Annotated in this window: 14 protein-coding genes; 6 read left to right on the top strand and 8 right to left on the bottom strand. The window is 26.2% G+C overall.

Annotated elements, in window-relative coordinates; all coding sequences use genetic code 11:
• Positions 1 to 33: 33 nt before the first annotated feature.
• Positions 34 to 723 (bottom strand): SDR family NAD(P)-dependent oxidoreductase, encoded by a 690-nt coding sequence (locus tag ACH5BK_RS03305; RefSeq protein ID WP_404304396.1) that lies wholly within the window; start codon positions 721 to 723, stop codon positions 34 to 36.
• 121 nt (positions 724 to 844) lie between these two features.
• On the opposite strand from ACH5BK_RS03305, the gene ACH5BK_RS03300 reads away from it, so the two are divergent.
• Positions 845 to 1,981: a hypothetical protein gene (locus ACH5BK_RS03300; protein WP_404304394.1), complete on the top strand. Its 1,137-nt coding sequence runs from the start codon at positions 845 to 847 to the stop codon at positions 1,979 to 1,981.
• Positions 1,982 to 1,989: 8 nt separating this feature from the next.
• Here ACH5BK_RS03300 and ACH5BK_RS03295 read toward each other — a convergent pair whose 3' ends face one another.
• Together ACH5BK_RS03295 and ACH5BK_RS03290 are read right to left on the bottom strand one after the other, a co-directional pair.
• Positions 1,990 to 3,891, bottom strand: a complete 1,902-nt coding sequence (locus ACH5BK_RS03295) for a murein L,D-transpeptidase (RefSeq protein ID WP_404304392.1) — start codon at positions 3,889 to 3,891, stop codon at positions 1,990 to 1,992.
• Between the two features lie 50 nt (positions 3,892 to 3,941).
• On the bottom strand, positions 3,942 to 4,565 hold the full coding sequence (locus tag ACH5BK_RS03290; RefSeq protein WP_404304390.1) for a tRNA-uridine aminocarboxypropyltransferase: 624 nt from the start codon (positions 4,563 to 4,565) through the stop codon (positions 3,942 to 3,944).
• A 110-nt stretch (positions 4,566 to 4,675) separates the two neighbouring features.
• On the opposite strand from ACH5BK_RS03290, the gene ACH5BK_RS03285 reads away from it, so the two are divergent.
• From ACH5BK_RS03285 to ACH5BK_RS03270, 4 genes are all read left to right on the top strand, one after another.
• Positions 4,676 to 5,266: a hypothetical protein gene (locus ACH5BK_RS03285; RefSeq protein WP_404304388.1), complete on the top strand. Its 591-nt coding sequence runs from the start codon at positions 4,676 to 4,678 to the stop codon at positions 5,264 to 5,266.
• A 40-nt stretch (positions 5,267 to 5,306) separates the two neighbouring features.
• Entirely contained in the window at positions 5,307 to 5,957 is a 651-nt protein-coding gene (locus ACH5BK_RS03280) for a hypothetical protein (protein WP_404304386.1), read from the top strand.
• Positions 5,958 to 6,016: 59 nt separating this feature from the next.
• Positions 6,017 to 7,129, top strand: coding sequence for an AI-2E family transporter (locus tag ACH5BK_RS03275; RefSeq protein WP_404304384.1), 1,113 nt, complete (start codon positions 6,017 to 6,019; stop codon positions 7,127 to 7,129).
• Between the two features lie 92 nt (positions 7,130 to 7,221).
• A complete protein-coding gene (locus ACH5BK_RS03270) occupies positions 7,222 to 7,728 on the top strand; it encodes an ankyrin repeat domain-containing protein (RefSeq protein ID WP_404304382.1) in 507 nt (168 codons plus the stop codon).
• Between the two features lie 24 nt (positions 7,729 to 7,752).
• Here the strand turns inward: ACH5BK_RS03270 and ACH5BK_RS03265 are convergent, their stop codons facing one another.
• From ACH5BK_RS03265 to ACH5BK_RS03255, 3 genes are all read right to left on the bottom strand, one after another.
• Positions 7,753 to 8,247: a HugZ family protein gene (locus ACH5BK_RS03265; RefSeq protein WP_404304380.1), complete on the bottom strand. Its 495-nt coding sequence runs from the start codon at positions 8,245 to 8,247 to the stop codon at positions 7,753 to 7,755.
• A gap of 104 nt (positions 8,248 to 8,351) precedes the next feature.
• Entirely contained in the window at positions 8,352 to 9,098 is a 747-nt protein-coding gene (locus tag ACH5BK_RS03260) for a carbonic anhydrase (protein ID WP_404304378.1), read from the bottom strand.
• Positions 9,095 to 10,138 (bottom strand): hemolysin family protein, encoded by a 1,044-nt coding sequence (locus ACH5BK_RS03255; RefSeq protein WP_404304377.1) that lies wholly within the window; start codon positions 10,136 to 10,138, stop codon positions 9,095 to 9,097. The genes ACH5BK_RS03260 and ACH5BK_RS03255 overlap by 4 nt, the downstream gene beginning before the upstream one ends.
• Positions 10,139 to 10,309: 171 nt before the next feature.
• Here ACH5BK_RS03255 and ACH5BK_RS03250 point away from each other — a divergent pair, with 171 nt between their 5' ends.
• Positions 10,310 to 10,669: a hypothetical protein gene (locus tag ACH5BK_RS03250; RefSeq protein ID WP_404304375.1), complete on the top strand. Its 360-nt coding sequence runs from the start codon at positions 10,310 to 10,312 to the stop codon at positions 10,667 to 10,669.
• Between the two features lie 31 nt (positions 10,670 to 10,700).
• On the opposite strand, the gene ACH5BK_RS03245 is transcribed toward ACH5BK_RS03250, so the two are convergent.
• Both ACH5BK_RS03245 and uvrA read right to left on the bottom strand, forming a co-directional pair.
• A complete protein-coding gene (locus ACH5BK_RS03245; protein WP_404304373.1) occupies positions 10,701 to 11,042 on the bottom strand; it encodes a DUF309 domain-containing protein in 342 nt (113 codons plus the stop codon).
• Positions 11,042 to 13,864 (bottom strand): excinuclease ABC subunit UvrA, encoded by a 2,823-nt coding sequence (gene uvrA, locus ACH5BK_RS03240; protein ID WP_404304371.1) that lies wholly within the window; start codon positions 13,862 to 13,864, stop codon positions 11,042 to 11,044. Before uvrA ends, ACH5BK_RS03245 begins: the two co-directional genes overlap by 1 nt.
• Positions 13,865 to 13,933: the final 69 nt, after the last annotated feature.

Below are 13,933 nucleotides of genomic sequence, written 5' to 3'. Positions count from 1 at the left end.
TATTATTAAATATAAGTAAAAAAATAATAAAAATTAGATATTTCTTACATCAATAAAACTACCACTTTCAAAATTGTTAATATTTGAAATCACATCATCTAATCTCTTTGCAGCTTCTTCAGGCTTTTGTATATGTGACTCTTTTAGTCTTTTTGCAGAAGGAAACTCTTCATCATCTATATCAAATCTAATATAATCAGTCATTGGAGTTTCTATAACTCCAGGAGCAACTGCTAAGAGTTTTGTTTCTTGTAATTCTTTTGAATATAAATTTATAAGCATATTTACACCTGCTTTTGATAAAGAGTATGACGCCCAACCTTTTGAACCATTTATAGAAGCTCCCGATGATATAGCAATTATATTGCTAACTTTTATTGTTGCTAAAATATCTAAAAGCTCTTTATTTGCATATACATTTAATTCATATACTTTATTTAATTCAGAAACTTGAGTTTTTGTTGAAGCTTTTATTTCTCCTAACATACCGGCATTTAAATATACAGTTTCAATTGTTTTAATATTTTCAATAAAACTTTGAAGTTTTATTTTTATTTCATTTATGTTTGATAAATCAAAGTTTTTAAAGATAAAATTTTTATTTTCAATTTGAGGTTTTGTTCGGCTTATTCCATAAACTTTAAAGCCTTTTTCTAAATATAAATTTGTTAATGCTAAGCCAAGCCCTGAACTACAACCAGTGATTAAAATATTTTTTGACATTATATACCTTTGATGATTATTTAATTTATTATATTATGTTAATCTTTATTAAAATCTATTTAGATATAATAATTCAACTTAAAAAGGAAATAGGTTTATTTATAAATCTAATCAAAGACAATTGTATCAATTTAAAATTACAGAAAAAATAAAAAATTTAGACATTTCAAATATTAAAAACAATCTTTTTCATTATTCTTATGATAGTAAAAGTTTAAGAGCATTATTCAAAAAAAATATTTCAGAAGATGATCCTTCTTATATATCTGCTTATGGTAGTTTTAGAGGTGAAGTTTATGAAAATATTGTTTATGAATTACTAATGGAATATGCTCAAAGTCAGGATGAAATAACAAGATTTGTACTTAAAGGACCTTATCAAGATAAAGAGAATAAATACATAAAAAGTGGACTTTTGATTGACCGAAGCTCACAGATTGTATATAAGTCTGCATATAAAGATATTAGTGAGTTTGATGCTTTATTTTTTACAAAAGATTCAGTTTATTTTGTAGAAATGAGTACTTCTAAAAAAACTTCTAGTTTAAATAAAAGATTAGCTAAAAAATATGCTTTACTAAAAATGATTTTCCCAACTTTACAAATAAGAGCATTAATAGTTTTAACTAAAGGTTCTATTGGAATTAAAAACTTTCCCAATTATGCAACAGTTTGGATTACAAAAGATTTGGATGATGAAGAATTAATTAAAAAAATCATTTTTTCAAAAAGAACTAAAAAGAATGTAAAAACTCTTAAGCCTTCACAAAATAAAAAGTTTATTGAAGCCTTAAGTATTAGATACAAAAAATTCCAATATTTCCCTACTTTAGAGTGGATTTTAACAAAATCAAGATCTAACCCAAAGTTTATTGTAGACTTAAAATTTTTCTCTTCTTATAGACTAAGTTTATATTTTGATATTTATACTAAATTGTATATTGGTTATATTTTAAGTGAAGATTTTGCTTTGTTATGCCCTAATTTTAATATGAATGTTAGAGATAATAGAGTTATTGTAACTATTGAGAAAGTAAATCAAACACAATTAGATATTGTTTATTATGTTAAACTTACTAATGGAGTTTTAAAAAGAATTAGAATTATGGAAAATGAAGAAGTTTCTATAAAAGATAAAGAACCAGATGGTTTTACAAATGCAGAAGTTAGATTTTTTATGAAAGTTTTAGAAGAAAAACATCAGTTATATGTAAAAAATATTAATTTTATGAAAGACAAACTCTACTTAATTAAATAAAAAAGCTTTTATCTTTTATATAAAAGCTTTTTTTGAATTCTATCATATCTATAAACATCATTTCTAAATTGTAATTTACCATTTTCGTCAACCCATGATGTTAAATAAACCATGTGTACAGGAATTTGCTTTTTTAAATCTATAGACTTTTTTTCAATTTGTGTTAAAACTTCTTTAGCTTCATCAAAGTCAAGACTTGAGTCTTCTTTAGATATTGCTTCTAATAGTTTTTTAGGTTCAGCAAGTCTTATACAACCATGAGAATAAGCTCTTTTTGTATATTTAAAGTATTTTTTTGCTGGTGAATCATGTAAATATACAGAATATTTATTTGGAAACATAAATTTCATTCTACCTAGTGGATTTGTTTCACTTGGAATTTGAATAAATCTATATATAGGCTTTATTTCTGTATTTTCAACTATTTCTTCATTTGTTTCTTTTTCTATTGCATTTAAAGCTTCTTCATCATTTTTCAGTTTCTCATCTTCTTTTTTAGGTAAGATAGCTTGTAAGTCAACTTCACTTACATCAAATGTAGCTGATTTATGATCCCAAGTTTCATGGATATTTATACCTTTTTCTTTTAGGTAGCTAGGGTTTTTTATAACTTTATGAATTAACTCTTTTTCAACAATACTTTGAGGAATTCTCCAATAAGGGTTTAAAACTACAAAAGACATTTTATGTGAAAAAATAGGAGTAGGGTTTTGTCTTTTTCCTACAACTATTGGCATATCAAGTTCTACTTTATTTTTCTTATACATTCTTAATTTGTATTCAGGAATATTTACAAGTAAAAAGTTTTCTCCAAGTGTTCTTGGCATCCATCTCATTCTTTCTAAATTAAGTCTCATTTTAACAATTTTCTTTTCAATAGACATATTTAAAGCTCTTCTTGTTTGTGCTCCTACTACTCCATCTGGTGTAAGTCCATGGTTTTCTTGAAAAGAGATAACAGCTTTTTTTACATTTTCATCAAATACTTTGTAACATTCTCTTTCTTCTATGTTTGAGATATCACTTGTAGTGTTATAGTCATTTGTAGTTGTAAAGTCATTATTTTTTTGAATACTATTAGTAACTAAATTATCAGCTTTAATAGTTATTGTACAATCATTTTTTATTAAATCATTACTTTGTAAAAGTCTTTGTCTTAAAATCTCAACAATATCACTTTTTGAACCTTCTTTTAAGACTCTAAATTTTGGAAGTTTTATATATCCACCAGCTAGAGCAAGTTTCTCGAACTCTTTTATTTTATTTTCAAGCTGTTTTGCCTGGGGAAATGTATAATTAACAGCATTAAAAGCAACATTTAAATCTTGTTCTTCTTTTGCTTTTTTTAGAAGTTTTATTCTATTTTTTCTAATATTATATTTTTCCCAACCTGCATCAATATCATCTTTTTCTTCAAGCTCTTTAAGTGTCTCTTTAAATTCTTTCCAATTGATATAACCACTTGAAAGGTATTTCATATATTTACTATACATACCAGTAAGAATAAAATCTATTTTAGCTATGTTTATTAAATAGTTTTTATCTTCTTTATTTAAGGCTTTATATTTTTTTTCAAAATATGAAAGCTTAAATACTTTTTGAGAATGAGGTTTTAAAACAGGATCATTTTTAATAGCTTCAAGTAGTACATTTGCAAAATTATTTAATCCATCTTCCTTAAGCCATAATAATTCATAGTTAAACTCTTTATAATATTTTTTTAAAGAATATCTTGACAAAAATACCGATCTTGTTTTTTTAGATTTTAGAAGCTTATGTAAAGCTTCTTTACTTTTTTCATGAAATGTTGGTTGTACTTGAACGAATGTTTCATTTTGATTTGTAAATTCATTTGAAAATGAGGGTGTGATAAACAGTATACATATATGTAAAATAATTTTTTTAAACATCTTAAATTCTATAATCCTTTTGAGTTATTAAATTATATACAAATATCTCTTTAATTGTTATGTATTTTCATACAATTTAGTTGATATTCTACCATTTTGTGAAATGGTAATAAAAATGTATCCAAATTGTTACTTTTAAAATTTTCTATCTCTTGATTATGCAGTTCTTGTAGTAAACAAAAAGTAGATTCAATAGTAGATAAACACTCATCTTGTGGTTGTGTTTTAAATTTGAAATTAGATTTTAAATCATGTTCGAAACTTAATTTAGGTAGTTTTTGTAGATTTAAACTTTGCTTTAACATTTTTTTTGAACAAGGCCATGTTGAGTCAAGTATAAAAATTAAAAGATTTTTATTATCATTAATTATTTCTTTGTTGATTTTAATACTTTGTTCATGGGGATATAATAGATAAGGACTAAAGTTTTTATCCTCTATTAGCTTATTTACTTTTTTATTATTTGTAAAATCAACTCCTATGATAACTTCACAGTTTTTAATAGAGTTTCTTGTCATAAACCCTGTACCATTTTTTGTTTTTTTAAACTCTTTTGGATGCATTAAAATGACAAATTTAGTTTTTGTTTTTAGTTTTATTTGTATATTTTCGCAACTACAAGATGTCTTAGGTCTATAACATTTGTAGCATTTTTTTAAATTCTCATTGTTCATTTATTCTAAACTTTATTTTTTTACGAATTATAGTCAATTACATATTATATTTATTGAAAATTTTGTTAAATTGAATATAATTGCAGAAAATTTATATAAAAAGTGAAAATATGATAATACTTGAAGCAATAGGAGCAGTTTTTTCAATAATTGGAGCATATTTGATGTCAAAAAGCTCAAAAAATAATGTTCGTCCAATTTACTGGGGGTTTGTAAGTTTTTTCATTTCAAATTTAGCTCTTTTAACTTTTTTTACATTAAATGGGAAAGTTCCAGTAATTATCCAGATGATACTCTTTTTTGTTACAGCAGTTTTAGGTATTTATAAACTGACTAAAAATAGAAAAAGGGATGTCTTTTTAATAAGTATCATTTTGTCAATTTATTTATTTGTATTATATAAAACGATACTTCCTAATATGTCAAATATAGATTTTATGGTTTTACCAATAGATTTATTAGCAGCATCAATTGCAATATTTGGAAGTTTTCTTTTATCTAGTCATAATCATAAAACTAGAGGAATTGCTTTTATTTGTTTTTTTATTGCTGATGTTATATTTGTTTATATTGGATATGAAAATGCATTTTATTTCTTTATGGTTCAATCAATCTTTTATTTATATACTAGTGTAAAAGGTTATATAAATACTATGAACGAGGAGATTAAGATAGCTAAAGAGTCTTTAAGAAAAAAATAAGAATTGTATAAGTATAATATAGTATTATAAAGGATACATAATGTACGGCCTAGGATTAAATCAATTAAATTTAAATCTTAATAATTTCAATGAAAAAAACACAACATTACTTGACAATAAAGATTTATCAGCCTCAAATTATATAGATGAAGTAAATGAGAGCAAGTTACATAATGCTGCTGTTTCAATATCTATATCAACTCACAGTATTCAAAACTACTTAAATGTAAAAAGTGCAGAATTCTCAAAAGGAAATACAAATGCACAGCAAGTTTTATCTAAACTAGAAAGTGGAAATATTGACTTTATTAGTTTTTTTGAAGGTCATAAGTTTGAGAAGAAAATTACTTTAGAAGATATGGGCTATACAGGTAAACCAATATCTCAACTAACAAAAGATGAAGCAAAACAATTATTATCAAAAGAAGGTTTTTTTGGATCAGAAGAGACTTCAAAAAGATTAGTTAAATTTGTTGAAGACTTAACAGGAAATGAACCTTATGCTTTAAAAGAGACTAGAAAAGGTATAGAAGATGGTTTTTTTGAAGCACAAAAACTTTTTAAAGAAGAATTACCTGATGTTTCAAAGGAAACAGAATTTAAAACATTAGATATTATCGATAAGAAAATTGAAGAAATGCTAAAAACAGATTTTCAAAAAGAACTTGAAACTAAACATTTAAAAAAATAAATATCTTTCAAATATTTAATTTGTTATTATTAACTTTAATTTAATACAAGGTAAATATTTTGGATCATTTAGGTAAAAATATAGTCACTAGAAAAAAATTTAAAGCAAGAAGTTATAATACAAATTTTGCTTCAGCATTTTATTTTTTAGCATTTATTTTTTTGATAATTTATGCTTTAACAACTTTAAACAATATTCTAACACCACTTGCAATTGCTATCTTAATTTGGTTTTTGATTAATGCACTAGCAAACACAATAAAAAAGATACCATATTTTAATTCAAATATAGGTGATAAGTTAGCTATTCCTCTTTCTTTAATAATCATTTTTTATTTTATGTTTGAAACAGGAAGTTTTATTGCTTCTAATATTGTTGAATTGAGTGATACAATTTCTCAATTAGATAGTAAATTTATTTCAATTTTAGAAAAATTATCTTCATTTGTTGGTTTTGATGTCTCACAAAAGTTTGAAAAGCTTTTTGAACAATTTAGTTTAGCTTCAATTATTAATAAAGTAATATCTGCTTTTGGTTCTGTTGTAAGTAATATTTTACAGATTTTTTTATATGTACTTTTTTTATTAATTGACCAAAGGTTTTTTAATGCAAAAATAAATGCTTTATTTAAAAATTATGATACAAGAAATAAAGCAAAAGAAGTTTTAGAATCTATATCAAAAACAATTAGAATGTATATTTCAATCACAACTATTATTAGTTTATCTACAGGTATATTAACATACATTATATGTGAGTTGTTCTCACTAGAAGGTTCTGTACTTTGGGGCTTTTTAGCTTTTATTTTAAATTTTATTCCTACAATTGGAAGTATTATTGCTGTGGTAATTCCAATACTTTTTGCATTGGTACAGTTTACAGATTTGACTTCTGTTTTATTTTTACTTATTTGTCTTGCTTCAATTCAATTTTTAATAGGAAATATAATCTATCCAAGACTTATGGGAAATAAATTAAATATTTCACAATTTGTTGTTATTTTATCCTTAGTAATGTGGGGTGCTATGTGGGGAACTGTTGGTATGTTTTTATCTGTACCTTTAATGGTTATTCTTCTTATTATCCTTTCTCAATTTGAAAATACTAAAGGTTTAGCAATTTTAATTTCAGGAGATGGAAAAATATTTACTGCAAAACGAGAACAAGAATAAATTAATTTATTCTTTTCTTGTATAGGTTTTAGCTGTTCTTAAGAGTTTATTTATTATGATAACAATTATCAATATTATAAATGGAGTAGCAAATGTCAAATAATATACTTATAAATAAAGATTTTTCTAATATTTTGTCAAATGAACTTTTTAGTGCAATTTCAAAAGGTAAAGAAGATAAAATTGATGAATTAATTCATTTAGGTGCAAATATAAATGCAAGAGACACAAAAGGTAGAAATGCTTTATTCTGGGCAATTTACTACAGAAAAACGAATATTATCAAAAAACTAATAGATTTAGGAATTGATACAAAAGTAACAAATATCTTATTAGCTGTAAATTATGCTGTATATAAAGATGATGTAAAAATTTTGAAATGTTTAAAATCTTGTGGATTAGATTTAAATGAACATGATGATATAAAATCAACACCTTTAATCTATGCTGTATTATATAATAAAATACAAAGTATAGATTATTTATTAACTAATGATGTTTGTGTACAGCATGAAGATATGTTAGGAAATAGTGCTTTAAGCTTGGCTTATGATTTAAAAATAGAATATCTAATAGAGAGATTTAAAGCTCTTGTATAAATAAAGTAGTTTGACATAACTACTTTATTTGTGTCCATGACCTTTTGTAGCTTCTCTTTGTATAAGTTCATCAAAGTTTTCTCCACCAAGATTATATGCTTTTCCAAAACCAAAAATAGCTTCTCCATAAAATGCTTTAAATTCATAAACATTAAAGTCACTCATCGCTCTTAATGTTTGAACCATTTTTTTATCAAATTTCTTTTCAAAACTATCAAGGATAGAATTATATTTTTTTGAGTCTTTTTCTATTATAGTTGTATTACATTGCATAATTACTCTTTTTCTTGCAAAAATATTTTCACAGCTATTTTCATCTTCACAAAAGAAAATACTAGATTTTTTATTGTTTTTTAGATTTTTTGAGTGCTTTGCCATATTTGATAAATATACATAATATGAATTCTCATATTTAACAAATGGTGCGTATGAAGAAAATGGATTTTTGTTCTCATCTAAAGAGTTAATTACAACACTTTGAAATGAATCTATAAAGTTTATTAGTTTTTCGTTTTTCATAAAATACTTCTTATATTAAATTTAAAGTATTTATATCATTTAATAGTTTAATTAAGGCATAAAGTGTAAATATACTAAAGGAAAACCTTTAGTATATAATTTTATTAATGTAAGATTGTTCTTGCGTTAATTTCTTGAATAGGTCTATTGTTTTTACCCATAACAGTTTCAAAATCATTTAATTGACTTTTTGATAATTGAACAGGTGTTTTTAAAACAAACCATTTAACACCTTCTGTACAAGGAGGAGTAGTTAATGAACCATCAAATCTATAATAATCTTTAGTCTCAGGTAAAATTTCATAACCTTCAACACTTGATTTTAATTGATTTTTTTCACCTTCTTTTTCAGGTAGGTTTCTAAGTAATTTATTTAAAACTATATTATCAGAACCAACTTCAAGCATAACAGCTACAACTGCTAATTTTGAACCTTTTGCATGTACTAAATGTGCTTCCATTGGGAAAGACTTCCCATCAATAGTATTTTCGCTTGGTGTGTGGAAGTGCATTTGTTTTAAAGAGTATTCTTCATCATCAATTATTAATTTATTTCCACCTGAAATATTTACTTTTACACCATGACCTGTATTCTCAAATATAGTACCTTTGGCATTACCTTCAAATTTTAAAGGTACTAGTGATGCATCAATAGTATTTGTTATATTAATAGGTGATTGGTTAACTCCCTTTTCACACATAGTATATCTTTCATCAAGTTCAGCCCATTTTTCAGAACCTCCTTCTTCTGTATAAGACCATGGTGCTAGAGGTTTTGGTTCACCCTCAGCTAACATAAGTGCAATTACAAATACAACAAAAATACTAATTACTGTGCTCTTAAAACTCATTTCTCTCTCTCCTTTTCTTTTCTCTTAGCTTTCATTTTATTTAAAGCTAGTCTTCTCATATCTGCTGTTGTATCAGATTCATCCATGATTTCTAATCCTAGAAGTGTTTCAATACAATCTTCTAATGTTACAATACCTTCTGTTTGATCATAAGAATCAGCAACAATAAACATGTGTTCTTTCTTCTGAATAAACATGTTTAATGCTTTTGACACAGGAATATTTTCATTTAAAGAAATTACAGGTTTCATTATTGATTCAATAGTAACATCTTGATTAATAATTGCTTGTTTGAATAGTTTTTTTGTCAAAATTAATCCAACAATATTATCAATACTTTCGTCATATACAGGAACTCTTGAAAACTTAAATGTTCTCTTATCTTCAATAATATCTTTTATTGAAGTATTTTTATCCACTGCATATACTACAGATCTAGGTGTTAGAATTTCTTTAATCTTCATATTATTTAAAGTTAATGTATTTTCAATGATATCTGATTCTAAATCTCCAATTACACCTTCTTCTTCACTTAATAAAGTAGAATGTATAAGCTCTTCCCTAGATATAGAATCACTAGTATCAGATCCAATTTTTTTAGTCACAAATTGTGTGATTTTAATAAGTGGAAAAGTAATGAAAATAAACATATTTATAATTCTTCCTGCAAGTGGTGCTAGTTGCTTCCAATATACTGCACCAATTGTTTTAGGAATAATTTCTGCAAAAAACAGAATTAAAAATGTTAAAACAATAGAAGTTACCATTACTAAAGTTTTGTCTCCGCCAAAAACATTTTGTGCTTGAACACCAATAGCTGTTGCACCTAAAGTGTTAGCAATAGTGTTTAAAATTAAAATTGAAGCAATAGAGCTATCAATATCAGTTTTAAGTTTTTTTAGAAGTTTACCTGCACTTGGATTTTTATTTTCAAGAACAGAAATGTATGATACATTAGTAGAAAGTAGGATTGACTCTAAAATAGAACACAAGAATGATGTTCCAACAACCGCAAAAAATAGTAAGACTAAAATTTCCATTGGGGCTCACTTTGTTTAAAATTGCACCTCGGGGAATTATCTTCCAATAAAGACTCCTTTAAATTAAAAAAATAGTAACTAATCATATCAAAATAAACTTAATTTTTGACAATACAAGTGAAATTGTGTATAATAAATTTATTAAGCGAGTTTTAATAAAAGGAGGACATTATGGAATATGGATTAATACCTAAAATTGATCAATTTAGAGACAATAGATCGCTAGAATTAGAACAAGTACATGCCTCAACTCAAACCTCAAAGCTTGGGGAAAGAAACAATCTTTCTGAATTAAGAAGAGAGGAGTTTTTAAAAGCAGGGGAAACAGCTCAAATTGAAAAAGCAAAAAATGAATCAGCAACAAATAGTTATGAATATGTTTTAACTAATATGAATTTTGGCTTTAATGATTCTTCAAAAGATTTTTTTGTAAGGGCACAAAGAGGAGAGTCTCAAAATCAATTTCCAACTGAAGATATGATGAAATTAAAAGCATTTTTGATGAATCAAGCAAAAGATAGTGCTTCTTAAAAAGTTAAGTCAAAACAACTTGACTTGACTTTTATATTTCTTTATTTAATTTTATTAAGAGATCTCTTGCATAATAAAACTTATCTTTATTTTCTAATTCAACTTCTTCTAATAAAGGTTTATATTTTATAAAAACAGGCCAAACTTTAGCATAAGCATGAGGTCTTTTCTTTATATGATACAAAGCAAGTGCTGTTGCACCATTTATTAAACCTTTTAAAGCTAATGCTTTTTTCTTTTCACCCAATTTTTTATACTCATTCCAGTCATCTTCAAGTAGTTCATGTGCTTCTACATAATAACCTTTTTGCACAGCAAAGATAAATCTATCTATTGCTGTATCTTGATTAAAAATTGAATAATCAATTTTCATTATTTTTTCATCTCTTCAAGTTCTTTTTCTAAATAATATCCAGTGTAAGAACCTGTTTTTTTATGTCTTGAAGCTAATTGTTCAGGTGTTCCTTCATCTACAAGTTTACCACCTTTATTTCCTCCCTCAGGTCCTATATCAATAACCCAATCAGAGTTTTTAACAACATCTAAGTTATGTTCAATAACTAAGACCGAATTTCCTAAATCAACTAAATGATGTAAAACTTTTGTAAGTCTATCAACATCTGCAAAGTGAAGACCAGTTGTTGGTTCATCTAATACATATAAGGTATTTCCTGTATCTTTTTTAGATAACTCTTTTGATAGTTTGATTCTTTGAGCCTCACCACCTGATAGTGTAACTGCATTTTGTCCCAATGTAATATATCCTAAACCTACATCACAAAGTGTTTTTAGCTTTGCATGAATTTTTGGAACTTTTACAAAAAACTCTAAGGCTTCATCTACACTCATATTTAAAACATCAGAAATATTTTTACCTTTGTATAAGATTTCTAAAGTTTGAGGATTATATCTTTGTCCTTGACAGTCATCACACTTAACCATAATATCTGGTAAGAAGTGCATTTCAATTTTTATTTCACCTTCACCTTGACATTTTTCACATCTACCACCTTTTACATTAAATGAGAATCTTCCTATTTTATATCCTCTAAGACTAGCTTCTTTTGTTTTAGAAAATAGTGTTCTAATTTCATCCATTAATCCTGTATAGGTTGCAGGGTTACTTCTTGGAGTCCTTCCAATTGGGCTTTGGTCAAGATAGATTACTTTGTCAAGACTTTCTAAACCTTCAATCTCAACACCATCAACTTTTTTAACTTTTTTAGCATGATTTAAAAGCTCTTTTGCAACAGGAAGAAGAGTTTGTAAAATAAGTGATGATTTACCACTTCCTGAAACTCCTGTAATTGAACAAAGGTTTTTTAAAGGAATTTGAACATCTAAATTTTTAATATTATTAATAGTTACATTTTTAATTTTTATAAACTCTTCTTGTGGTCTATTATATACGTAATCTATTTTTTTCTTTCCTGTCATATATTGAGCTGTTAGAGTTTTTGCTTTTTGCATTTGTTTAAGTGTTCCTGCAAAAACAACTTCTCCTCCATATTTACCTGCATTAGGCCCAATATCAACTATAAAATCAGAAGCTTCAATTGTTTCTTTATCATGTTCTACAACTATTACAGTATTTCCTTTTTCTTGTAGGGCTTTTAGTGTTTTTATAAGTTTATTTGTATCTCTTTCATGTAAACCAATTGAAGGTTCATCAAGTACATACATAACTCCCGTAAGTCCAGAACCAATTTGAGAAGCAACTCTAATTCTTTGAGCTTCACCACCTGAAATAGTTCTTGCATCTCTTCCTAATGTAATATATCCAAGTCCTACATCATGCAAGAAGAAAATTCTTTCTTTTATCTCTTTCAAAATTGGTGCAGAGATCATTTTTTCTTGATCATTAAAATATTCAAAATTCTTATCATCTTGGAAAAAAGCATGAGCCTCTTCAATAGGTTTGTTTATAATATCTCCAATTGTTTTATTTGCTACATAAACACTTTGAGAAGAGGGTTTTAATCTATTTCCATTACACGAATCACAAACTTTTTCAGTCATATATTCAGCCATGTCTTTTTCATCTTTTATCATGTCGTAGGCAAGTTTTACAATTCCTTCCCATTTTCTAACTAAGTTGTGTCTTTTCCATGTAAATTTTGCTTCTTCAACTCCACCATGTAATACAGCTTTTCTTTGATGTTCTGGTAAATCTCTAAATGGAATTTTTACATCAATATCTGCCGCTTCACAGTATGCCATAAGCATTTTGAAGTAAAAACCTTTGTTGAAACCATAGATAATTCTAATAGCTCCATCTTCTAAAGGTAAGTCATCATTTACAACTTTTTTCATATCTAAAGCATATCTAATACCTAAACCATCACAAGAAGTACAAGCACCTTTTGGTGAGTTAAAAGAGAAAGATAAAGGCTCTAAAGGTTCAAACGAAATTTTACATGAAAAACAAGCCATGTGCTCACTATAATGTATATGTTTTTCAACTCCTACATCCTCATGGTTTAAAACTTCTATTTCAAGCTCTCCATAAGACTCTTTTAGTCCTTTCTCAACATCTTGGGCAATTCTATCTTTATTTTCTTCTTTTATTACAACTCTATCAATAACAACTTTAATAGTGTGCATTTTATTTTTTTCAAGTTCTATGTCTTCATCAAGTCTTGCCATAACTCCATCAATCATGGCTCTTACATAACCTTTTCCTCTAAGACTTTCTAGTAAATCAGTAAATGTTCCTTTTTTTCTATTGATAAGAGGAGCTAAAATTACAACTTTTGAGTTTTCAGGAAGTTTAAGTACTTGATCAATAATATCAGAAGCACTCATTTCTGAAATAGGCTCTCCACATTGATGACAGTGCTGTTTTCCTACTCTTGCATATAAAAGTCTAAAGTAGTCATAAACTTCTGTAATAGTACCAACAGTTGATCTTGGGTTTTTTGATGTTGTTTTTTGATCAATAGCAATTGCAGGTGTTAATCCCTCAATTCTTTCAACATCAGGTTTTCCAACTTTATCTAAAAATTGTCTAGCATAAGCAGATAAAGACTCAATATATCTTCTTTGACCTTCTGCATATAGAGTGTCAAATGCTAAGGTTGATTTCCCTGACCCTGAAAGTCCTGTAAATACAATAAGTTTATTTTTGGGTATTTCTAAATCAATATTTTTTAAATTGTTTTCTTTTGCGTTAAAAATTTTAATAGTATCTTTCATATATATAACCTTTGAAATTTTGAAGCTAGTATTATATGATAGATATGTATAATTATCGATAAAGGAAGT

It is taken from the genome of Arcobacter sp. YIC-80 (assembly GCF_044841725.1).
Taxonomy (GTDB): domain Bacteria; phylum Campylobacterota; class Campylobacteria; order Campylobacterales; family Arcobacteraceae; genus Arcobacter_B.
This window is presented reverse-complemented; position numbering and strand designations above follow the sequence as displayed.

Excerpts from the sequence above, each read along its gene's own strand:
- ACH5BK_RS03305 (WP_404304396.1), bottom strand. The coding sequence starts at position 723 with ATGTCAAAAAATATTTTAATCACTGGTTGTAGTTCAGGGCTTGGCTTA.
- ACH5BK_RS03295 (WP_404304392.1), bottom strand. The coding sequence starts at position 3,891 with ATGTTTAAAAAAATTATTTTACATATATGTATACTGTTTATCACACCC.
- ACH5BK_RS03290 (WP_404304390.1), bottom strand. The coding sequence starts at position 4,565 with ATGAACAATGAGAATTTAAAAAAATGCTACAAATGTTATAGACCTAAG.
- ACH5BK_RS03285 (WP_404304388.1), top strand. The coding sequence starts at position 4,676 with ATGATAATACTTGAAGCAATAGGAGCAGTTTTTTCAATAATTGGAGCA.
- ACH5BK_RS03280 (WP_404304386.1), top strand. The coding sequence starts at position 5,307 with ATGTACGGCCTAGGATTAAATCAATTAAATTTAAATCTTAATAATTTC.
- ACH5BK_RS03270 (WP_404304382.1), top strand. The coding sequence starts at position 7,222 with ATGTCAAATAATATACTTATAAATAAAGATTTTTCTAATATTTTGTCA.
- ACH5BK_RS03265 (WP_404304380.1), bottom strand. The coding sequence starts at position 8,247 with ATGAAAAACGAAAAACTAATAAACTTTATAGATTCATTTCAAAGTGTT.
- ACH5BK_RS03260 (WP_404304378.1), bottom strand. The coding sequence starts at position 9,098 with ATGAGTTTTAAGAGCACAGTAATTAGTATTTTTGTTGTATTTGTAATT.
- ACH5BK_RS03255 (WP_404304377.1), bottom strand. The coding sequence starts at position 10,138 with ATGGAAATTTTAGTCTTACTATTTTTTGCGGTTGTTGGAACATCATTC.
- ACH5BK_RS03250 (WP_404304375.1), top strand. The coding sequence starts at position 10,310 with ATGGAATATGGATTAATACCTAAAATTGATCAATTTAGAGACAATAGA.
- ACH5BK_RS03245 (WP_404304373.1), bottom strand. The coding sequence starts at position 11,042 with ATGAAAATTGATTATTCAATTTTTAATCAAGATACAGCAATAGATAGA.
- uvrA (WP_404304371.1), bottom strand. The coding sequence starts at position 13,864 with ATGAAAGATACTATTAAAATTTTTAACGCAAAAGAAAACAATTTAAAA.